Annotated in this window: 18 protein-coding genes and 1 pseudogene; all 19 read right to left on the bottom strand. The window is 49.2% G+C overall.

The genetic code is table 11. The features are described 5' to 3' along the window. Window positions 1–703 precede the first annotated feature (703 nt). Window positions 704–1,339, bottom strand: coding sequence for an orotate phosphoribosyltransferase (pyrE, locus tag WQ57_RS02745; RefSeq protein ID WP_046522196.1), 636 nt, complete (start codon window positions 1,337–1,339; stop codon window positions 704–706). Then, a complete protein-coding gene (gene pyrF / locus WQ57_RS02750; RefSeq protein ID WP_046522197.1) occupies window positions 1,336–2,052 on the bottom strand; it encodes an orotidine-5'-phosphate decarboxylase in 717 nt (238 codons plus the stop codon). The genes pyrE and pyrF overlap by 4 nt, the downstream gene beginning before the upstream one ends. Further along, entirely contained in the window at window positions 2,024–2,965 is a 942-nt protein-coding gene (locus tag WQ57_RS02755; protein WP_046522198.1) for a dihydroorotate dehydrogenase, read from the bottom strand. The genes pyrF and WQ57_RS02755 overlap by 29 nt, the downstream gene beginning before the upstream one ends. Continuing rightward, complete coding sequence (locus WQ57_RS02760; protein ID WP_046522199.1) at window positions 2,962–3,735, bottom strand: dihydroorotate dehydrogenase electron transfer subunit; 774 nt, start codon at window positions 3,733–3,735, stop codon at window positions 2,962–2,964. The genes WQ57_RS02755 and WQ57_RS02760 overlap by 4 nt, the downstream gene beginning before the upstream one ends. Then, the gene (carB, locus tag WQ57_RS02765; protein WP_046522200.1) at window positions 3,732–6,944 is read right to left on the bottom strand and encodes a carbamoyl-phosphate synthase large subunit; all 3,213 of its coding nucleotides are present in this window, start codon (window positions 6,942–6,944) and stop codon (window positions 3,732–3,734) included. Before carB ends, WQ57_RS02760 begins: the two co-directional genes overlap by 4 nt. Continuing rightward, a pseudogene (locus WQ57_RS02770) lies at window positions 6,911–8,028 on the bottom strand (carbamoyl phosphate synthase small subunit). Before WQ57_RS02770 ends, carB begins: the two are co-directional and overlap by 34 nt. Continuing rightward, window positions 8,025–9,308, bottom strand: coding sequence for a dihydroorotase (locus WQ57_RS02775; protein ID WP_046522202.1), 1,284 nt, complete (start codon window positions 9,306–9,308; stop codon window positions 8,025–8,027). The pseudogene WQ57_RS02770 and the gene WQ57_RS02775 overlap by 4 nt, the downstream one beginning before the upstream one ends. Continuing rightward, window positions 9,271–10,215 carry an aspartate carbamoyltransferase catalytic subunit gene (locus WQ57_RS02780; protein ID WP_046522203.1) on the bottom strand — a complete coding sequence of 315 codons (945 nt, stop codon included), beginning with the start codon at window positions 10,213–10,215 and terminating at the stop codon, window positions 9,271–9,273. Before WQ57_RS02780 ends, WQ57_RS02775 begins: the two co-directional genes overlap by 38 nt. Before the next feature lie 176 nt (window positions 10,216–10,391). Further along, window positions 10,392–11,681 (bottom strand): solute carrier family 23 protein, encoded by a 1,290-nt coding sequence (locus tag WQ57_RS02785; protein ID WP_046522204.1) that lies wholly within the window; start codon window positions 11,679–11,681, stop codon window positions 10,392–10,394. A gap of 351 nt (window positions 11,682–12,032) precedes the next feature. Then, on the bottom strand, window positions 12,033–12,575 hold the full coding sequence (pyrR, locus tag WQ57_RS02790; RefSeq protein WP_046522205.1) for a bifunctional pyr operon transcriptional regulator/uracil phosphoribosyltransferase PyrR: 543 nt from the start codon (window positions 12,573–12,575) through the stop codon (window positions 12,033–12,035). A gap of 183 nt (window positions 12,576–12,758) precedes the next feature. Continuing rightward, the gene (locus tag WQ57_RS02795) at window positions 12,759–13,670 is read right to left on the bottom strand and encodes an RluA family pseudouridine synthase (RefSeq protein ID WP_046522206.1); all 912 of its coding nucleotides are present in this window, start codon (window positions 13,668–13,670) and stop codon (window positions 12,759–12,761) included. Next, the gene (lspA, locus tag WQ57_RS02800) at window positions 13,645–14,133 is read right to left on the bottom strand and encodes a signal peptidase II (protein ID WP_046522207.1); all 489 of its coding nucleotides are present in this window, start codon (window positions 14,131–14,133) and stop codon (window positions 13,645–13,647) included. Before lspA ends, WQ57_RS02795 begins: the two co-directional genes overlap by 26 nt. A gap of 76 nt (window positions 14,134–14,209) precedes the next feature. Continuing rightward, a complete protein-coding gene (locus tag WQ57_RS02805) occupies window positions 14,210–14,494 on the bottom strand; it encodes a hypothetical protein (protein ID WP_046522208.1) in 285 nt (94 codons plus the stop codon). A gap of 171 nt (window positions 14,495–14,665) precedes the next feature. Next, a complete protein-coding gene (ileS, locus tag WQ57_RS02810) occupies window positions 14,666–17,431 on the bottom strand; it encodes an isoleucine--tRNA ligase (protein WP_046522209.1) in 2,766 nt (921 codons plus the stop codon). Window positions 17,432–17,769: 338 nt separating this feature from the next. After that, the gene (locus tag WQ57_RS02815) at window positions 17,770–18,291 is read right to left on the bottom strand and encodes a DivIVA domain-containing protein (protein WP_046522210.1); all 522 of its coding nucleotides are present in this window, start codon (window positions 18,289–18,291) and stop codon (window positions 17,770–17,772) included. 90 nt (window positions 18,292–18,381) lie between these two features. Next, window positions 18,382–19,155: a YlmH family RNA-binding protein gene (locus WQ57_RS02820; RefSeq protein ID WP_046522211.1), complete on the bottom strand. Its 774-nt coding sequence runs from the start codon at window positions 19,153–19,155 to the stop codon at window positions 18,382–18,384. Between the two features lie 66 nt (window positions 19,156–19,221). Continuing rightward, window positions 19,222–19,482 carry a YggT family protein gene (locus tag WQ57_RS02825; protein WP_046522212.1) on the bottom strand — a complete coding sequence of 87 codons (261 nt, stop codon included), beginning with the start codon at window positions 19,480–19,482 and terminating at the stop codon, window positions 19,222–19,224. Window positions 19,483–19,488: 6 nt separating this feature from the next. Beyond that, window positions 19,489–19,935: a cell division protein SepF gene (locus tag WQ57_RS02830; RefSeq protein WP_046522213.1), complete on the bottom strand. Its 447-nt coding sequence runs from the start codon at window positions 19,933–19,935 to the stop codon at window positions 19,489–19,491. Further along, window positions 19,932–20,624 carry a YggS family pyridoxal phosphate-dependent enzyme gene (locus tag WQ57_RS02835; protein WP_046522214.1) on the bottom strand — a complete coding sequence of 231 codons (693 nt, stop codon included), beginning with the start codon at window positions 20,622–20,624 and terminating at the stop codon, window positions 19,932–19,934. Before WQ57_RS02835 ends, WQ57_RS02830 begins: the two co-directional genes overlap by 4 nt. Between the last annotated feature and the right edge of the window lie 2 nt (window positions 20,625–20,626).

Consider the following 20,626-nt stretch of genomic DNA (forward strand, 5'->3'; position numbering starts at 1 on the left):
TCACAACCATGGAGGGCCTTTTTCTCCGAATTTCACGAGAGTCGGGCCTCCATCACACCCATGGAGGACCTTTTTCTTCGAATTTCCCGCGAGATGGGCCTCCATCACACCCATGGAGGACCTTGTTCTTCCAATTTCACGAAAGTTGGTCCTCCATCACAACCATGGAGGACCTTTTTTTCCAAAATTCACGAAAGTTGGTCCTCCATCACACCCATGGAGGACCTTTTTCTCCAAATTTCACGAAAGCTGGGCCTCCATCACACCCATGGAGGACCTTTTTCTCCAAATTTCACGTAAGCTGGGCCTCCATCACACCCATGGAGGACCTTTTTCTCCGAATTTTACGCGAGACCGGCCTCCATCACAACCATGGAGGACCTTTTTCTTCGAATTTCCCGCGAGACGGGCCTCCATCACAACCATGGAGGACCTTTTCCTTCGAATTTCCCGGGAGACAGGCCTCCATCACACCCATGGAGGACCTTTTTCTCCAAATTTCACGAAAGCTGGTCCTCCATCACACCCATGGAGGACCTTTTTCTTCAAAATTCCGGAAAGACGGTCCTCCATCACAGCCATGGAGGACCTTTTTCTCCGAATTTCACGAAAGACGGGCCTCCATCCACCTATCCCTATTAGGTGATAAAACAAAAAAGCCGCAGAATCGCGCCTTGATTCTGCGGCTTTTTAAAACAACCCCTTATCTCTCCTTAACCAAGCCCCAATCGGCCGGGTTTTTCCGCCATTCCGATAATTTGCTCAAGTCATCGGCACTGATTTCGCCCCGCTCACTCGCGACCTGTGACAATGTGGAAAAATCAGTAAGCGCAACGGCCTTAACCCCGGCTTCTCCCAATAGTTCTTTTCCCTTTTCAAGCTCGTAGGTGAAGATAGCGACTGCTCCCAACACTTCACAGCCTGCTGCCCGGAGAGCTTCAACCGCGTTGATGACACTGCCGCCTGTTGAAATTAAATCTTCAACAACCACCACTTTCTGCCCCGAAGCCACTTTCCCTTCAATCTGGTTTCCCTTGCCATGGCCTTTCGCCTTTGACCTAACATAGCACATCGGCAAGGACAAAAGTTCGCTGACCCACGCTGCATGGGGTATTCCTGCTGTTGCTGTACCCGCGACAGACTGGGCTTCCGGGAAATGTTCAATAATTAAGTCCTTCAGTCCGCTGGCGATCTCCCGGCGGATTTCCGGATAGGAGAGGGTAAGGCGGTTATCGCAGTAAATCGGGGACCGAAGCCCAGATGACCAGGTAAATGGGTCATTCGGCTTTAAAGTAACGGCCTCAATGTCAAGCAGCTTTCCTGCAATCTCTTTTTTCACAATAAAACACCTTCCCATTCTTTTTTAATAGAACGATAGCTTTCTAGCGGAGCAGCAGATTTCGTTATCGGCCGCCCAACCACAATCGCTGAAGCTCCTTCCTCCCTTGCAAACTGCGGCGTCGCTACCCTCTTCTGGTCTCCTGCCACGCCGGAGGCAGGACGGATTCCCGGAGTGACAGTCAAGAATTCCGCACCAATATGTCTGGAAATCATTCCTGCTTCATACGCAGAACAAACGACACCATCCAAACCAGCATCCGCCGACAGCTTGGAATAGTGGAGGACTGACTCCTGCAGCGGAACTTGGATAAGCTGCTGTGTTTGCATTTGCTCTTCCGATGTACTCGTCAGCTGAGTGACAGCAATGCACAGCGGCCGGCGATTCCCACTGGAAGTTCCGGAATCCAGCCCCTCGAGCGCAGCCTCCATCATTTCCTGCCCCCCGGCTGCATGGACATTGACCATATCCGCTCCAAGGCTGGCAAGGCTTTTCATCGCGCTCCTCACTGTATTTGGAATGTCATGGAGCTTCAGGTCAAGGAAAACTTCATGCCCTTGTTCTTTTAAGTAAGAAACGATATCGGGACCTTCACTATAAAACAATTCCATCCCTATTTTGACACAGACCTTTTCATCTCCAAAAGCTTGCAGGAAGTCAAGAACCTGTCTTTTCGCGGGAAAATCAAGCGCGATGATAAGCGAGTTTCTCATTTCTCTTCCAGCTCCTTCCTGTGCACTCCGAGATATGGCTATATCCTAATTCGGCAACAAGCTCCGGCAGTTCTTCAATGATGGCCGGACAGACAAATGGGTCAATAAAATTCTGGGTGCCAACCGCAACGGCGCTCGCTCCCGCATAGAAGAATTCAATCACGTCCTGGGCTGACTGGATGCCTCCCATGCCTATGATTGGAAGGTCAACCTGCTGGCTTACTTCATAAATCATCCTCAATGCTACCGGCTTAACCGCAGCTCCAGAGAGCCCTCCCGTCACATTGGCAAGGATGGGCTTTGCTGTCTGCAGGTCAAGCCTCATTCCAAGCAGCGTGTTGATCATGGTCAGTCCGTCAGCGCCGCCTTCCTGTACCGCTTTGGCAATGGAAACGATATTGGTAACGTTGGGTGACAGCTTGACATAGACGGGCACCTGCGAAACTTCCTTCACTTTCCTGGTAAGTCTCCTGGCCATTTCAGGGTCCGTACCGAATGCAATGCCTCCCGTTTTTACGTTCGGGCATGAAATGTTCAGCTCAAGGGCGTGGACATTAGGCGCTTTTGATATTTCCTGTGCAACATGGACATAATCTTCTTCAGTCGATCCTGCTACATTCGCAATAATCGGGACATCATAGTTCTCAAGCCGCGGAAGCTCTTCGGCCATGACCTTCTCGAGCCCCGGATTCTGGAGCCCGATTGCATTCAGCATTCCTCCCGGCGTTTCCGCGACCCTTGGTGTCGGATTGCCAAAACGCGGTTCCGGCGTAGTCGCTTTGACCATGATGGCGCCTAGGACGCTCAAATCAAAAAGCTGGCTGAATTCCTTCCCAAATCCAAAGCAGCCTGAAGCAGGCATGACAGGATTCTTCAGGGATAATCCTGGCAAATCTATATGAAGCAAACTCATATCGCTACCTCCCCTGCCCGGAATACAGGCCCATCGCTGCATACCTTTCGATAATCTCCTTCATGCCCATTCTTCGTTGGGCAGACGCATGCAAAGCATGCACCGATTCCGCAGCTCATTCTCTCTTCAAGCGACAGGAAAGACTTGGGTGCAAACATCCCTGCCTCAAGGGCCCGAAGCATTGGTGTAGGACCACATGAGTAAAGGATGTCAGCCTGAATATCAGCTTCATCAAGAATGGAGGTTACAAACCCTTTCCGGCCGTATGTTCCGTCTGCAGTTGCAATATATGTTTCGCCCATCCGTGAAAATTCTTCCTCATAAAAAACGGCCGAAGCTGTTTGAAAGCCCAGCACGCTTATTACCTTGATACCTCTATCCACAAGCTGTTTTGCCAGTTCATACAGCGGAGGTACACCTATGCCTCCGCCTACCAGCAAGGCCGTGTCTCCTGATCGGGCTTCCCCTGTTGGGAACCCGTTTCCGAGGGGCCCGAGAACATCAACCTTTTCTCCCGGCCGTTTTTCGGCAAGCAGGGAAGTACCTCGTCCCTGCTTGCGAAAAATGATGGTATACTCCTGTTTATCCTTGTTGATGGCGGCAATGGAAATTGGGCGCCTCAGCAATGGATCAAGGTTGTCAGATACCCGGATATGGACGAATTGGCCAGGTTCATCCATTTCTCCGGCCATTTGTCCACTCAAGGTGAGTTCATAAACAGAATGGGCTATTTCCTTGTTTTGGACAACTGTGCACATTTCCTTTCTCATGCAAGCACACCTGCTTCAACGCTTTTCGGCTCAGTAAGGGGGCCGGCCGAAAACGTCATGGACTCCAATACCCTCAGGATTGCTTCCGCTGTATCAAGGGAAGTCAGGCATGGTATTCCGTTTTCTACGGATTCACGGCGGATCCGGAAGCCATCCCGCTGCGGCTGCTTTCCTCTCGTCAGAGTGTTGACGACGAGCTGAGCCTGTCCGCTGCGGATTGAATCAATCAGGTCCGGCTCGCCTGAGCCAATTTTTCCGACTGTTTTCACCTTTACGCCGGACGCTTCCAGATAAGCCGCTGTGCCGCTGGTCGCAACCAGCTGATAGCCAATCTCTGCAAATCTCTTGGCCAGCGCCACCGCTTCTTTTTTGTCTTTATCCGCAATTGTCATCAGCACCGTGCCAAATTCCTTAAACTTCATGCCCGCGGCAATCATGCCTTTATAGAGGGCTTTCTCCAGGGTTATATCCTTGCCCATCACTTCACCCGTCGATTTCATTTCAGGCCCGAGCGTAATATCCACCCTCCGCAGCTTTTCAAAGGAGAATACTGGCACTTTTACATACACGCCATCCTGCTCAGGCACAAGCCCTGTGGTATACCCTTGCTCACGGAGCGATTGGCCGAGGATGGCCCTTGTTGCAATTTTAGCCATTGGAATATGCGTAATTTTGCTCAGGAAAGGAACCGTCCTGCTCGACCGCGGGTTCACCTCAAGGACAAACACTTCTCCCTTTGAAACTACAAACTGGATATTCAGCAGTCCGACGATTTTCAGCCCTCTTGCAAGCTTTTGGGTGTAGGCGATCAGCTTCTCCTTTATCTCTTGGCTTAGACTTTGCGGAGGATAGACGGCTATGGAGTCGCCGGAGTGGACCCCTGCGCGTTCAATATGCTCCATGATTCCTGGAATCAGCACTGTTTCGCCATCAGAGATAGCATCCACTTCAATTTCCTTGCCTGTCAAATACCGGTCGATCAGCACAGGATGTTCAGGATTGACTTTTACCGCGTTCTCCATATAGTGAAGCAGTTCTTCTTCCTTATCGACGATTTCCATGGCTCTTCCGCCCAGCACATAAGATGGTCTTACAAGGACCGGATAGCCTATTTCGGACGCAATGGCCGCAGCTTCCTCCACCGACATCGCCGTGCTTCCTGCGGGCTGTGGAATTCCCAGCTGGCTCATTGCCTGCTCGAACATATCGCGGTTTTCAGCCCTGTCCATATCCTCGAGGGTTGTTCCAAGAATTTTAACCCCATGGCTTGCGAGACCGGAAGCAAGGTTGATGGCAGTTTGGCCGCCAAACTGGATGACTACTCCTTTTGGCTGTTCCAAATCGACGATACTCATGACATCCTCGACGGTCAGCGGTTCAAAGTAAAGCTTATCCGAAATACTGAAATCAGTGGATACGGTCTCCGGGTTGTTATTGATGATGATCGCTTCATATCCCGCTTCCTTGATGGCTTTCACGCAGTGGACAGTCGCATAGTCAAACTCGACCCCCTGCCCGATGCGGATTGGGCCTGAACCAAGGACAACCACACTTTCACGGCTGCTTCTGATTGATTCATTTTCCTCCTCATAGGTGCTGTAGAAGTACGGCGTGCTTGATTCAAACTCGGCCGCGCATGTGTCCACCATTTTAAACACAGGAATGATTCCCGCCGTCCGGCGCCATTGATAAACAGCTTCTTCATCGCACTCCCAGAGATGGGCGAGTGCTTTATCGCTAAAACCAAGCTCCTTTGCTTTTCGGCCAGCCTCTTCCTGGAATGGGACCTGTTTCAATTCCTTTTCCAGCTGTATCAGTTTTTGAAGCTTGTAAAGGAAAAAGAGGTCGATTTTGCTCCACTCATGGATGGTTTCCATGCTGATGCCTCTTTGGAGTGCTTCGGCTATGTAAAACAGCCTCTCATCGCCTGCCGTCCTGATCCTTTTTTCAATCAGGCTGTCGTCAAATTGACTCCCGTCTTTCAGTTCAAAATGATGGATGCCGGCCTCAAGCGAGCGGATCGCCTTCAAGAGAGATTCCTCAAATGTCCGGCCGATGGCCATTACTTCGCCAGTGGCTTTCATTTGCGTTCCCAGTTTACGGTTGGCACTTTCAAACTTGTCAAATGGCCAGCGCGGAATTTTTGTCACAATGTAATCAAGCGCCGGCTCAAAGCAGGCATAAGAGGTGCCTGTGACCGGGTTAATCATTTCATCAAGCGTCAGGCCAACGGCAATTTTTGCTGCAAGTTTGGCAATCGGATAACCTGTTGCCTTCGAGGCGAGAGCGGATGACCTGCTGACTCTCGGGTTGACTTCAATCACATAGTAGTTGAAGCTGTCAGGGTCAAGCGCCAGCTGGACATTGCAGCCGCCCTCGATTTTCAGCGCACGGATGATTTTAAGGGAAGCATTCCGCAGCAGCTGGTACTCACGGTCGCTCAGCGTCTGGCTTGGCGCCACAACGATGGAGTCGCCGGTGTGGATGCCGACAGGGTCAAAATTCTCCATGTTGCAGACGACAATGGCATTGTCATTGGCATCACGCATGACTTCATATTCGATTTCCTTAAAGCCGGCAATGCTTTTCTCTAGCAGGCATTGGCTGACTGGGCTGTTTTTCAATCCGCTGGCCACAATTTCAACCAGCTCCTGTTCATCGCTGCAGATTCCGCCGCCCGTTCCGCCAAGCGTATAAGCTGGACGTACAATCACCGGGTAGCCGACCTGTTCTACGAACCCAAAGGCTTCTTCAAGCGTATGGATAATAACGCTCTCCGGAACAGGCTGTCCAAGCTCGTTCATTAAATTCCTGAACAGTTCGCGGTCTTCGGCCTGCTCAATGGCATCCAGCTTCGTTCCAAGTATTTCAATTCCAAGCTCGTTGAGAATCCCCGACTTTGCTAATTCCACAGCCATGTTCAAGCCGGTTTGCCCTCCCAAAGTGGGCAGGATGGCATCCGGCCGTTCCTTGCGGATGATCCGGCTGACGAATTCAAGGGTCAGCGGCTCGATATAAACAACATCCGCGATTTCGGTATCGGTCATGATGGTGGCCGGATTGGAGTTTACGAGGATTACCTTGTAGCCTTCTTCACGCAGCGCGATGCATGCCTGGGTCCCGGCATAATCAAATTCGGCAGCCTGGCCGATAACAATTGGCCCTGAACCTATTACTAAGATACTATGGACATCTTTACGCTTTGGCATATGCTTCATCCCCCTGTTTCACTGATTCTACTGTTGTTAAAAACTCGTCAAACAAAGCATTCGCATCTTCCGGTCCCGGTGAAGCTTCAGGGTGATACTGGACGGTAAAGGCGGCATGTTTTTTATGGGACAGGCCTTCAACACTTCCGTCATTCAAGGCAATATGGGTAATTTCCAGATCCGTCCCGGCGACTGTTCCTTCTTCCACTGTATATCCGTGGTTCTGTGAAGTCAGGGCGACTTTTCCTGTTCTCAAATCCTTGACCGGGTGGTTGGAGCCGCGGTGTCCGAACTTCATTTTAACGGTATCCGCCCCGCATGCTAATGCGAACAGCTGATGTCCAAGACAGATCCCAAACAACGGCACCTTTCCTAGAATTCCTTTGATCATCTCGATGGCCTGAGGCACATCCTTCGGGTTTCCTGGTCCATTGGAAAGCATGATGCCATCCGGGCTAAGCGCCAGTATTTCTGCCGCAGTGGTATTGTAGGGAACGACAATGACATCGCAATTGCGGTCATTCAACTCACGCAGGATTCCGTGCTTCATTCCGAAATCAACCAGCACAATCCGATGCCCCCTTCCAGGGCTGGGATAAGGGCTTTTTGTCGAAACCATTTTGACCTGGTCCTGGCGGAGTTTGGTGGCCCTCAGCTTTTCCAAAACTTCTTCCTTATTCTCTTCCATACTGCACAGCGAAGCTCTCAATGTCCCATGCTGGCGGATGATCTTCGTCAGCTTCCTTGTATCGACTCCAGAAATACCAGGGATTCCTTTCATTTTCAAATATTCGTCAAGGCTCATCTCACTTCTCCAGTTTGACGGAAAATCAGCTGCCTCTTTTACGACAAAGGCGGTAATGGCAGGATTGATTGATTCAAAGTCATCGCGATTGATTCCGTAGTTGCCGATAAGCGGATAGGTCAGCGTTACAATCTGACCGCAGTAGGAAGGGTCCGACAAGATTTCCTGGTAGCCGGTCATCCCTGTGTTAAACACCACTTCTCCACTTACCGCCGACAGGCTGCCAAAGCCTTCTCCTTTAAAAACCGTGCCATCTTCAAGTATCAGCTGTCTGTTCATACTGCTACGCTCCCTTTCTCCCAAACTATTTTTCCGGCTGCAATGGTCATTGCAGGCCAGCCCTTGCAGCTCCAGCCGGTAAATGGCGTGTTCTTCCCTTTCGATAAGAAGACAGCCGGGTCAATTTCCTCTTCATGGTCCAAGTCAAGCAGTACCAGGTCGGCAGCTGCCCCGGGCACAAGCTTTCCGTATGGAAGGCCAAATGCTTCACAAGGCTTGATGGTCAGGAATTCGATTAGCTGCTTTAAGGTGATGGTCCCCTCTGATACCATTTTGGTATAGAGAAGCGGAAAAGCTGTCTCAAGGCCGACAATGCCGAATGGTGCCAGTTCAAAGCCCTCAGCTTTTTCCTCGCTCGTATGCGGCGCATGGTCGGTGGCTATAAAATCGATGGTGCCATCAAGAAGGCCCTCGATCAACGCCTGCTGATCTTCCCGGCTTCGGAGAGGAGGATTCATCTTGAAGTTGGCGTCATTTCCTGTAATATCTTCTTCATTCAGAAGCAGATGATGAGGAGTTACTTCGGCAGTGACCTTTATGCCGTTCCTTTTTGCTTCGCGCACAGTTCGTACCGATTCCTTCGTGCTGATATGGCAGACATGGTAATGGCAGTCAGCCGCCTCTGCCAGCAGTACGTCCCTCGCGATATGCACGGCCTCGCAGACGGAAGGAATCCCGTTCACCCCAAGCTCTGCCGATTTTTTCCCTTCATGCAGCGACCCTTTGTTAATCAGGGTGTTATCTTCACAGTGGGCAACAATGGCCATATCAAGTGCCGAAGCTTTCTTCATTGCCGCCAGCATCATTCCCGCTTCCTGGATGCCTACTCCATCATCGGTAAATGCAAAGGCACCCGCTTCCTTTAGGCCCTCAAAGTCAGTAAGCTCCTTTCCGAGCTCCCTCACGGTGATGGAGGCATAAGGCAAGACCCTCACTCTGCCCGTTTCATTAATTTTCATCTGCAGTTTTTCGAGCTGCTCCTTTGAATCCGGCACAGGCCTGGTGTTTGGCATGGCCGCAACGGTAGTGAATCCGCCTTTGGCCGCCGCCATTGTTCCAGTTGCAATCGTTTCTTTCTTTTCGCCGCCCGGCTCGCGCAGGTGGATATGCAAATCAACGAATCCAGGTGCGATCAGCTTGCCATCCGCATCAATAACCTCGTCCGCCTGCCTGTCCAGGCTGGTTCCCATTTCGCTTATGATTCCATCCTCTATAAAAATCTCAACCTCTTTTTCTCCCGTCTCAGTAAGCAATCGGCCATTTTTGATCAGCAATGACATGCTTGTTTCCCCCTTCCATATTTTCAAGCGCCCTTCTTAATACAGCCATGCGAACATACACACCATTTTGCATTTGTTTAAAGATCCGCGAACGATTCGACTCAACCAGGCTGTCTGCAATTTCGACTCCCCGGTTGATGGGGGCAGGGTGCATAATAATGCTTCCTTGTTTCATTTCTCTCTCCCTGCTCACCGTCAGCCCATAACGAAGATGGTAGTCTTCCAGGTCAGTCTTTTCACCGCCCATATGGCGCTCGTGCTGGATTCGCAGCAGCATGACAACATCAGCGCCAGCTACCGCCTCATCTATCTGGACAAACCGCTGGTTTTTCCCGCCTACTTCTGTATTGAACCATTCAGGCGGCCCTGAGAATACGACTTCCGCCCCAAGCCTTTCCAGGACTTCAGCGTTCGACCTTGCCACCCTGCTGTGGGCAATATCGCCTATGATCGCGACTTTCAAGCCCCGGAAACGTCCGAATTCCTGCCTGATGGTCAGCAAATCGAGGAGCGACTGGGTTGGATGGTGCCCGCAGCCATCCCCTGCATTAATGACGGGGATGCCGACATTCCCGGAAAGCTCCTTATAGTAGGCGTCTTCCCCGTGTCGGATGACTACAGCTCCAATTCCAATCGACTCAAGAGTCCTGACTGTATCATAAAGTGTTTCTCCCTTTTGTACGCTTGAGGTCTGTACTTCAAAGGGGATAGGTTCCAATCCCAGCCTTCTTTCTGCTACCTCAAAGCTCGATTTAGTCCTTGTGCTCGGTTCATAAAAAAGATTCGCAACAAATGTCTTCTGCTTTGGCTGCCAAAGCATGCCCTCCGAAAATAGCTGGGCCTGGTCCAGAATGGACTCAATTTCATTTACCGAAAGTCGTGTTGTTGTCAGTAAATCTTTTTTCATGTCCCTGCCTCCTTACCGTTTATGTATGGTATCTGGCATTAAAAAAGCACCCTGAAAAGTTTTCAGGGTGCTTTTAGGCATATGAAATATGCCCCGCAGGCCGGGGGCACCAAACGGTCCCCAGCACTGAGCCACACCCTTCCTCGGCCTCTCTGGACCGGTTTTAAAAGGTGAATCTATATGCTTTTACTTACTGGCTGTGCAGCCTCTGCTTCTTTCTTCCCGTCAGGCAAAATGAGGTTCAGGAGCACCCCAATCAATGCCGCAAGGGCCATTCCATGAATTTCGAACTGCTCGGATACCTTAATGAACGCACCCCCGATTCCGATGACTAGAATAACGGATGAAATCACCAGGTTCCGGTTGTTTCCAAAATCGATATTGCTGTCGACCAGCATCCTTAATCCGGACGAAGCGATGATCCCGAAGAGGAGAATCGAGACGCCTCCCATGACTGGCGTTGGGATGGAGCCGATCAAAGCCGTTACTTTCCCAATAAACCCAAACAGGGTGGCTGCGATGGCTGCACCGAGAAGAACATAGACACTGTATACTCTCGTGATGGCCAGGACCCCTATGTTTTCACCGTAAGTAGTCTTCGGTGGTCCTCCCATCAATCCCGAAATCATCGTGCCCAAGCCATCACCCATGATGGAGCGGTGAAGCCCAGGCTCTTTTATATAGTCTCTGCCCACGACTTTTCCGAGGACAAGCTGGTGGCCGATATGTTCAGAAAGGGTGACCAATGCCACTGGCACCATCAGCAGGACAAGATCCAGTGTCAGCTTTATATCATAGTGGACAAACGGGAAGATAAAGTCTGGCATCTCGAAAAATTTCGCTTCCCTTACTGGAGCCAAATCAACCAGTCCGACAGCCAGGGAATAAAGATAGCCTATGATGATCCCCAGCAGGATAGGCACCATCTTGAGCATGCCTTTTCCGTAGATGGAGAACACCACAGTCGCCGCCAGCGTTACAAGAGCGGCTGAGAAATGCAGCAAGCTGTATTCTCCTTCAGGATTATTCATCGCCATGCCGACGGCTGTTCCGGAAAGGGAAAGCCCGATGACAATGATGATTGGGCCTGTGACGATTGGCGGCAAAAGCTTTATGATCCACTGATAGCCAGCTCGTTTGATAATTAGCGCAACTGTACCGTACACGAGTCCGGCAAGGAAGGTTCCGATCATGGCGGCCCCAGGACCGCCTCCTGCCTTTGCGGCAATAACCGGAGCGATAAAGGCGAACGAAGAACCAAGATAAGCAGGAACCTGCCACTTGGTGACGATCAGGAAAGCAATTGTGCCGAGCCCGCTGGAAATCAGGGCAATGGCCGGGCTTAAGCCGACAAGGTAAGGAACAAGAATGGTTGCCCCAAACATGGCGAATAAGTGCTGTAAACTGAGAGTGATAAATTGCAATGGTGATGGAACATCTTTTACGTCTAAAATTGGTCTGGACATTTTGCAGGTTCCTCCTAAGTTGTATATAAAAAACCCTCATTGCGCAGGCGCAAAGAGGGCATGGATAACGACAGCAGGAAACCCCGCCATCCTCATTCCCCCTTTACAGCCTCTCAGGACTGTATTAAAAAGGTGGATTAAAATATTAAGTATCTGAGACTAATGTTAGATAACTGTCCAGCTCCAGCGCCTAGCCAGTTTTCATCTTTGAATTTGCTTCTCGAGTATCTTGCGAGAAGCGGAGCTTTGAGCAGCTCGAGTCATAAGCCACTCCAGAATTGAAGGCAAGGAACGCCTTCTATTCTGGAGCGTCTTATGCTGGTCGGGGCTGACCAAGGCGCTTCCGCTTTTCTATCTTTCAAATATGGACACCCGGTCGCGGGAATCCACTTCTGTAAGTTCAACGACGATTTTTTCAGCGCTGGAGGTCGGAATGTTCTTGCCGACGAAATCAGCTCTGATCGGCAGCTCCCGGTGTCCCCTGTCGACAAGCACCGCCAGCTGAATGGCAGCGGGCCGTCCAATGTCCATGAGTGCATCCATGGCACCGCGGACTGTCCTTCCGGTATAAAGGACATCATCGATGAGTATCACTTTTTTATTCGTGATATCCATGGGGATATCCGAGCCATTGATGTTAGGTTCCTGGTTCTCGGTTTTGACGGAAAGATCATCTCGGTATAAAGTGATATCCAGCTCGCCTACATCAATTGAAGTGCCTTCAATTTGCTGAATCCGTTCTGCAAGCCGCCTGGCGATATAGATGCCCCGGGTGCGGATGCCAACGAGCACACAATCCTCAATTCCTTTGTTCCGCTCGATGATTTCATGGGCAATCCTGATCAGCGCCCTGCGTATTGCCTGTTCATCCAATACCGTAGCTTTTTCTGTCATGGCTCATGCTCCTTTAACAATAAAACCCTCTCACCGTGTGGATGAGAGGGCAGAATAATCAGAGTGATTACAGCACCAGCTGCATGCAGCTGACTGCTTATTCCGTTACCTTCCCAGCCTCACGGGACTGTTTTAAAGGTCGTTCTTATACTATAGCCATCTTAAGCGACCGAGGCAGGTTTGTCAATCATTATTTCTCAGGTCTTCAATCAGAGTCTCGAAATAAGCTGGAAGGGGTGCCTCAAACTCAAGATATTGGCCGGTCCGCGGATGCTCAAAGCCCAGGACTCCGGCATGGAGAGCCTGTCCGCCAAGGTCAAGCGTCTTTCTTGGTCCATACTTCGGATCTCCGGCAAGCGGGTAGCCGATATATTTCATGTGTACCCGGATTTGATGGGTTCTTCCGGTTTCAAGCTGGCATTCAACCAGTGTAAAATCCCTGAACCTTTCCAGGACGTTGAAATGGGTAACGGCATGCTTGCCATTATCCACAACCGCCATGCTCTGGCGATCCTTTTGATCCCGGCCAAGCGGCGCATCGATGGTTCCATGGTCATGCGGAATGATACCATGAACAATGGCCTTGTATTTTCGTGTCACCGTTTTGGCCACCAGCTGGTTTACAAGGCTTTCGTGGGCAAGATCGTTCTTGGCCACCATCAATAAACCCGATGTATCCTTGTCGATGCGATGGACGATGCCCGGCCGCAGCACTCCGTTAATCCCCGACAAATCCCTGCAATGGGCCATCAGTCCATTTACAAGTGTGCCAGTAAGATGTCCGGGTGCAGGGTGGACAACCATTCCCTTTGGCTTATTGACAACCAGCACATCAGAGTCTTCAAAATAGATATCCAATTCCATTTCCTCCGGAATGACATCCAGTGCTTCCGGCTCCGGAATTTTCACCTCGATTACATCATTCATGCTGCATTTATAATTGGATTTTACCGGCTTGCCATTTACCTGGACCAGCCCATCCTTAATCCATTGCTGTACCTGGCTTCTTGACCATTCCTCACTTAGCGTAGAGACTGCTTTATCAATTCTGGCTCCCGCCAGGTTCTCATCAACCGTTCGTTCCATTTTCTCCATGAGCTTTTTTCTTCGCCTCTCTCTCTTCCTTCAGCATTTGCAGCATCAGCAACCCTACCCCGATTACCAGCGCAGAGTCTGCAATGTTGAAGATTGGAAAATCATAAGTAAAAATATAGGTATTTATAAAATCGACTACTTCTTTGCGGAAGATACGGTCAATAAAGTTGCCGATGGCCCCGCCGAGCATAAATGCAAGTGAGACGCCCAGAAGCATCTTCCCTTTCGCTTCCTTCTGGATGTAATAAACAAGGGCAATAATCACGATCGTGGTAATGATATAGAAAAACCACATCTGCCCCTGCAGGATCCCCCACGCTGCACCGCGATTTCGATGGGACGTGATGTACAGGAAGTTTTCGATAACCTGGATGCTTTCTCCAAGTTCCATGTTTTTGACAATCAGCCACTTCGTGAGCTGGTCAAGCACAATAACAATGAATGCGATTATGTAATAAAACACAAAAGTAACCTCCAAGCACGCTCTCAATTCATTACTTTTGCATTTTAGCATAATGCGCCCAAAAACTACAGTAAATCTAAGAATAAAGCGGTTTGCGCAAATAGGCTTCCATCATTTTAATGTCTTCCCCTGTTCTCGCTGTAGGAACCATGCCAAGCAAGCCTGCCGGGAGCAGCTCGCCGGACATTTCGCATTTGCCGAAATCTCCTGCTTCGATTTTTGCAAGCGCATGCTCAACATCCTGCAGCTCCGCCTGGATATAGCAGATAATCGGGCTGTTCCCATCCGCCTTTAGCAAACAATCTAACAGTTCTTCCCTTGAACGACGGAGCTCTTCATAGATAAAATGATACCGCTTCATATATCACTGCCTCCGTTTCTGTTTAGTCGTATTATTGCCTGTTAAATTTCATTGACTCAGTTAAACTTTTGACAGGCAGTACAGGATTTGTCGGAGCAGGAAATATTTATATAAGCAGGTCTCGGAAGATCAGAAAAAATCCCCGGCAATTGCCTGCCGGGGATTTCATTCTCACTGTTCGTAATTTTCTTTTACCACAGAAGCACATCTTGGGCAAAGTGTAGGGTACTCCTCGACTTTTCCAACTTCAGGAGTGACAACCCAGCAGCGCTCACATGTTTCACCTTCTGCCTTGGTAACCACAATCGCGGCCTGATCAAGCTTAAGTGCATGTGCAGGAGCTTCATCATAGGAGCCTGCCACTTCAAAGCCTGAAACAATGAAAAGCTGGCCGAGATTTTCTTCAATTGAATCCAGCAGTTCCTTTGTCTTGCTGTTTACATACAGGGAGACCTTGGCTGTCAGTGATTTTCCAATCACCTTTTCATTCCTTGCTTCCTCCAGCGCCTTAAGGACTTCATCGCGAACCTTCAGGAATGCATTCCATTTGGACTCAAGTTGATCAGCCTGCGGAATTTCCCTCGCTTCAGGCAAATCGGTCAACTGGACGCTTTCTTCGCTGACAGACGGGATAAATGACCAAACCTCATCTGCTGTATGCGGGAGGATTGGAGCAACCAATTTCACCAGCGATTGCAAGCTCTCATAAAGGACCGTCTGAATGGCACGGCGGTCTGCATTTCCAGCAGCTTCGATATAGAGAATATCCTTGGCAAAATCAAGGTAGAAAGCACTTAAATCAAGCGTACAGAAATTGTTAACCGCATGGTAGACACCAGCAAACTCATAATTCTCATACGATTTGTTCACATGCTTGATCAGTTTGTTCAGTTTTACAAGCATGAACTGGTCCACTTCACGCAGATCCTCAAATGCCACTGCATCTCTCTTAGGATTGAAATCATCCAGGTTTCCAAGCAAGAAACGGAAAGTATTGCGGATTTTACGGTATACTTCTGCGACCTGCTTCAGGATTGGGTCGGAAACACGCACATCCGCCTGGTAATCGACAGATGCTACCCAAAGGCGAAGAATATCAGCTCCCAGCTGGTTCATGACCTTGGCTGGAACCACCACATTTCCAAGAGATTTACTCATTTTCCGTCCTTCGCCATCAAGGACAAACCCATGGCTCAGTATGCCATTATATGGCGCTTTGCCTGTTACGGCAACAGCAGTGGACAACGAAGAGTTGAACCAGCCACGGTATTGGTCTGAACCTTCAAGATAAAGGTCTGCCGGGCGCTGCAAATCATCTCTTTCAAGCAGTACAGCCTGGTGGGAAGATCCGGAATCAAACCAGACATCCATAATATCCGTTTCCTTCGTAAACTGCCCATTCGGGCTCCCCGGATGCGTGAACCCTTCAGGAAGAAGGTCTTTTGCATCCCGCTCAAACCAGATATTGGAACCATGCTCCCTGAACAATCCGGAGACGTGGTCAATGGTTTCATCCGTGATGATGGCTTCTCCATTCTCCGCATAGAAAACAGGGATTGGCACTCCCCATGCGCGCTGCCTGGAGATACACCAGTCGCCGCGATCACGGACCATATTATAAAGCCGTGTTTCTCCCCATGCAGGCACAAACCTGGTATCATTGATTGCCTGCAGCAAATCGCTCCGGAAATCCTTAATCGAGGCAAACCATTGTGCTGTCGCTCTGAAAATAACCGGCTTTTTCGTTCTCCAGTCATGCGGATAGGAGTGGGTGATGAAGGAAAGCTTCAATAAAGCGCCTTCCTCCTGAAGCTTTTCAGTGATTGGCTTATTGGCTTCATCATAAAACAGCCCTTCAAAGCCTTCTGCTTCAGCTGTCATATTCCCCTTGTCATCGACAGGGGACAATACTTCCAAACCGTATTTCTGGCCAACGATGAAGTCGTCTTCCCCGTGGCCCGGAGCTGTATGGACACAGCCAGTACCGGCATCGGTGGTAACGTGCTCTCCCAGCATGACAAGGGAATCACGGCCGTATAGCGGATGCTCGGCAATAACCTTCTCGAGATCCTTCCCTTGGACCTTTTGCAAGACGGAAGGATTTTCCCAGCCAATTTCATTTGCGACGGATTCAAGCAAGGCCTCGGCAACCAGGAACTTCCGGCCATTGGCGGCAACCACGACATAAGTGAGTTCAGGATGGACGGAGATCCCCAGATTTGCGGGAATGGTCCACGGTGTTGTTGTCCAGATGACAATTTCCACATCCTCAGCCAGGACACTATTTCCGTTCTTCACTTTAAAGCCGACATAGATTGACGGAGAGCGCTTATCTTTATATTCAATTTCCGCTTCAGCCAAGGCAGATTCACTGGAAGGGGACCAGTAAACAGGCTTTAAACCTTTATAGATATACCCTTTTTTCGCCATTTCCCCGAATACTTTAATCTGCTGGGCTTCGTAGGCTGGTTTCAGGGTAATATAAGGATTTTCCCAATCACCCCGGACACCAAGACGCTTAAATTGGGAGCGCTGGCTGTCGATTTGTTCATAAGCATACTCTTCACAGAGCTTACGGAACTCGGCAACGGTCATTTCTTTCCTTTTGACCCCTTTATTCGTCAATGCCTGTTCAATTGGCAATCCATGCGTATCCCAACCCGGCACGTAGGGAGAGGAATAGCCGCTCATGGACTTATAGCGGACAATCATGTCTTTAAGGATTTTATTCAGGGCATGCCCAATATGGATATCCCCATTCGCATATGGAGGGCCGTCATGCAGAATGAAGAAAGGACGCCCTTCCGTCCGCTTCTGGACCTTCTCATAGATATTCAACTCTTCCCATTTTCCCTGAATTTCAGGCTCTCGCTTTGGCAGATTTCCGCGCATTGGAAATTCTGTTTTCGGCATTAACAAAGTATCTTTGAAATCCATTTTCTTTCCTCCTGCTCAGTGCATAATATAAACAGCGAAATAAAAAAAACCCCTCATCCCCAAAGGGACGAGAAGGTTTTCCCGCGGTACCACCCTAATCAGACCTCATATCCGGAAGTCCACTTTAGCATCCTTAACGTGAATGAGCCGCCTGTGCTTAATGATTCCAAAGGAACTTTCAGCTCGGAACTAGAGGGTGATGTTCCGATTCTCCGCTTATCGCAGGCTTCCACCATCCCCGCTTCGCTATCTATAAGCATATGGAAAATCGTACTGTCCCTGTCACTGTTTCATCATAATATACTTTAAAGAATTATATGCTAATTGGCGGCTCAGCGTCAAGCCAGTGAGTCTTCTTCTTCTCTTGCAGCCGACTTAAGCTCGGTGGAATCCAGCTCATATTGGAGCAGGTGATCCCAATCATCATTATTCAGCATGTCAAGCTGGGCTTCGATCAGCATCTTGAATCGCGTCCTGAAGACCTTTGACTGCTTTTTCAGATCCTCAATTTCAAGCGCGATTTTGCGCGCTTTGGATAAAGCTTCGTTGATGATCCGGTCAGAGTTCTTCTCCGCTTCCTTAATGATCAGCTTTGCTTCCTTCTGCGCATTTCGTTTTACCTCTTCACCGGCTTCCTGTGCGATGACGATCGATTTGTTCAATGTTTCCTCAATGGTGGTAAAGTGGCCCAGACGAGAGTTGAGGTCATTGAGACGCTCCTCAAGCTCCTTCTTTTCACGGATTATCATTTCATAATCCTTAATCACCTGGTCAAGGAACTCGTTTACTTCGTCTTCATCATAACCACGAAATCCTTTGCTGAATTCCTTGTTGTGTATATCTAACGGCGTTAATGGCATGACGCCACCTCCTATTAAGAATTGACGATTATGTACAAGGTGATAATTTCGACAATAAAACCAAATTTCCTGCTATTTTCTACTATATCTTTATTTTTGTCGCCCGGCAATAATCCGCCATTTATCTTTTTTTGTTTTTCCTTCAACTGTGACAATTTTCGCCCGTCCGAGACCCCTTACAGACAAAACATCCCCCTCTCCGCATTCGAAAGACGGGTTATCAATCGTTGTCCAATTTACTTTGCTATGGCCCTGCTGGACATAGAGCTGGGATTTTTGCCGGGAAATATTGTACAGTGCGGACATTAGGGTATCAAGCCTGAGTGAAGAGGCCGTAACTGCTATCTCCCGCCAATTTTCCTCAGGCTGAATGGCCTCCTCCAGCTTCAATTCCTTCAGTGAGATGCCGGCACGGCCAACGCTGTCGAGCTGGAGGCGGACATAATCCGATACTTCAGCGGCAGCAAAAAACTGTACCTGATCTCCTTTTAGGAGGATATCCCCAAACTTCCCTCTCTTCAGTCCCAGTGACATCAGGCTCCCAAGAACTTGCCGATGCTCGATGGATAGGAACTTCTTCGCATATTCCAGCTCAAATAATGCAATTTGAAAATCATCATCCCCTGCCTGGTAATATTCCGGAAAGATGAGCGCTCTCTGCCGCTCGGCTCCATCATTCCCCCCAAACAAGGCCATTTTTATTTCAGACTGGGTCCCGATGATTGTTTTGACAATTTGCTGTTCGCGCGGGTCGAGAAAATCCGTCAGCTTTGGGGCATAGGTTTGTTCAACATAGTCCTTCCAGCCAAGGGCCTGGTCAATAAATTCCCGTTCCTCGGGCCGAAAATGCTGATAAATGTTCATTTTCCAAACTCCTTTATTCGTCCTCATACAAAAAGGGTCTACTCAGAGACCCTTGTGAACATAAAATTAGAACCAGGCAAACAGCTGGGCAAGACCCATGCCCGCAAATCGCAGCACCATGAAGGCAACGATTGGGGAAATATCAATCATGCCAAGCGGAGGTATGATTTTACGGAATGGTTCAAGATACGGTTCGCAGATTCTGCCAAGGAACTGCCCAATGGCCGTCCCGCGTGCGTTCGGGAACCAGGACATAAAAATATAGATGATTAATGCCCATTGATAAAGCGAAATTAATGTTAGTAAAATTTCAAGCAAAAAATTCATTAAACCCTACCACCTCGACTCCTGAAAATCTCTTTCCTGCATCAATTCGGAAATATTCCCTGATACTTCAACATTATCAGGGGTACATAAGATAATATTCATGCCAATTTTTTGGATGTCGCCCGAGATGGCGTAGACGGTCCCGCTCAGGAAATCCACGATTCTCTTCGCCTGGTCCGCCTCGATCCGCTGAAGATTGACAACAACTGCACGCCGGTTTTTCAAGTGATCCGCGATATCCTGTGCTTCGGCATAAACCCGCGGTTCCATAAGGATGACTTTCGATGTTTTTTGGACACTTTGAAGGCTGACAACATTTTGTTTCTGGCTTTGCTGAACGGGCTGCCTTGATTGTTTGGACTGCTCCGGTTCTTCTTCGATACGGGATTCTTCTTCATACTCATATTCTTCATCTAATGCGAAAAATGTCTTAAGTTTTGATTTCAGGCTCATTTGTCCTGCACCTCCAATTCGTGGCCAACCAGTGCGGTTCCAATCCGCACCATCGTAGCCCCTTCTTCAACCGCAATCCTGTAGTCATTGGACATTCCCATTGAAAGCTCGCTGCATGGAGCAGAGTCAAGCTTTAATTCCTGAACAGCAAGTTGGAGCTTTTTCAATTCACGAAAGCAGTTTCTTAGAAGTTCTTCATCTTCCGTATAAGGGGCCATGGTCATCAAACCATCTACCAGGATGTTGGAGTACTGCTGGAGTTCCCGGACAAAGTCGAGAAGCCCTCCTGGCTGAAGCCCATGCTTGGATTCTTCACCTGATACATTTACCTGTATGAAGCAGTTGACTTTGCCGCTGGCACGCTTGTCCACTTCCTTGGCCAAAGAGAGCCTGTCCAGTGAGTGGAGATAGCTGATTTTATCAATTACATTTTTCACTTTGCGTGTCTGCAAAGTGCCTATGTAGTGCCAAACTGGCTTGTCCCCCAAATGCTCCCATTTTTGGGCCAGTCCGTCATCCCGGTTTTCGCCAAGATGGACGATACCCGCCTCCAAAGCTTCACGGGCTCGATCTATACTCACATATTTAGTGACGGCAATGATTTTCACTTCTTCCGGATTCCTGCCTGACGCTTCGCAAGCTTCGTCTATTACCTTCTTGACCGAATCCAGGTTATCTATAACTCGCATCT

Source organism: Mesobacillus campisalis (genome assembly GCF_000986785.1).
GTDB classification, from domain to species: domain Bacteria; phylum Bacillota; class Bacilli; order Bacillales; family Cytobacillaceae; genus Mesobacillus_B; species Mesobacillus_B campisalis.

What these genes read in the sequence shown, in the direction of transcription:
- WQ57_RS02805 (WP_046522208.1), bottom strand. Translation starts at nt 14,494, where the DNA reads ATGAAGCGGTATCATTTTATCTATGAAGAGCTCCGTCGTTCAAGGGAA.
- WQ57_RS02785 (WP_046522204.1), bottom strand. Translation starts at nt 11,681, where the DNA reads ATGTCCAGACCAATTTTAGACGTAAAAGATGTTCCATCACCATTGCAA.
- WQ57_RS02830 (WP_046522213.1), bottom strand. Translation starts at nt 19,935, where the DNA reads ATGAGCCTGAAATCAAAACTTAAGACATTTTTCGCATTAGATGAAGAA.
- WQ57_RS02815 (WP_046522210.1), bottom strand. Translation starts at nt 18,291, where the DNA reads ATGCCATTAACGCCGTTAGATATACACAACAAGGAATTCAGCAAAGGA.
- carB (WP_046522200.1), bottom strand. Translation starts at nt 6,944, where the DNA reads ATGCCAAAGCGTAAAGATGTCCATAGTATCTTAGTAATAGGTTCAGGG.
- pyrR (WP_046522205.1), bottom strand. Translation starts at nt 12,575, where the DNA reads ATGACAGAAAAAGCTACGGTATTGGATGAACAGGCAATACGCAGGGCG.
- ileS (WP_046522209.1), bottom strand. Translation starts at nt 17,431, where the DNA reads ATGGATTTCAAAGATACTTTGTTAATGCCGAAAACAGAATTTCCAATG.
- WQ57_RS02755 (WP_046522198.1), bottom strand. Translation starts at nt 2,965, where the DNA reads ATGAGTTTGCTTCATATAGATTTGCCAGGATTATCCCTGAAGAATCCT.
- WQ57_RS02795 (WP_046522206.1), bottom strand. Translation starts at nt 13,670, where the DNA reads ATGGAGAAAATGGAACGAACGGTTGATGAGAACCTGGCGGGAGCCAGA.
- WQ57_RS02775 (WP_046522202.1), bottom strand. Translation starts at nt 9,308, where the DNA reads ATGTCATTGCTGATCAAAAATGGCCGATTGCTTACTGAGACGGGAGAA.
- WQ57_RS02825 (WP_046522212.1), bottom strand. Translation starts at nt 19,482, where the DNA reads ATGAATTTTTTGCTTGAAATTTTACTAACATTAATTTCGCTTTATCAA.
- WQ57_RS02760 (WP_046522199.1), bottom strand. Translation starts at nt 3,735, where the DNA reads ATGAGAAAGGAAATGTGCACAGTTGTCCAAAACAAGGAAATAGCCCAT.
- WQ57_RS02820 (WP_046522211.1), bottom strand. Translation starts at nt 19,155, where the DNA reads ATGAACATTTATCAGCATTTTCGGCCCGAGGAACGGGAATTTATTGAC.
- pyrF (WP_046522197.1), bottom strand. Translation starts at nt 2,052, where the DNA reads ATGAGAAACTCGCTTATCATCGCGCTTGATTTTCCCGCGAAAAGACAG.
- WQ57_RS02835 (WP_046522214.1), bottom strand. Translation starts at nt 20,624, where the DNA reads ATGCGAGTTATAGATAACCTGGATTCGGTCAAGAAGGTAATAGACGAA.
- WQ57_RS02780 (WP_046522203.1), bottom strand. Translation starts at nt 10,215, where the DNA reads ATGAAAAAAGATTTACTGACAACAACACGACTTTCGGTAAATGAAATT.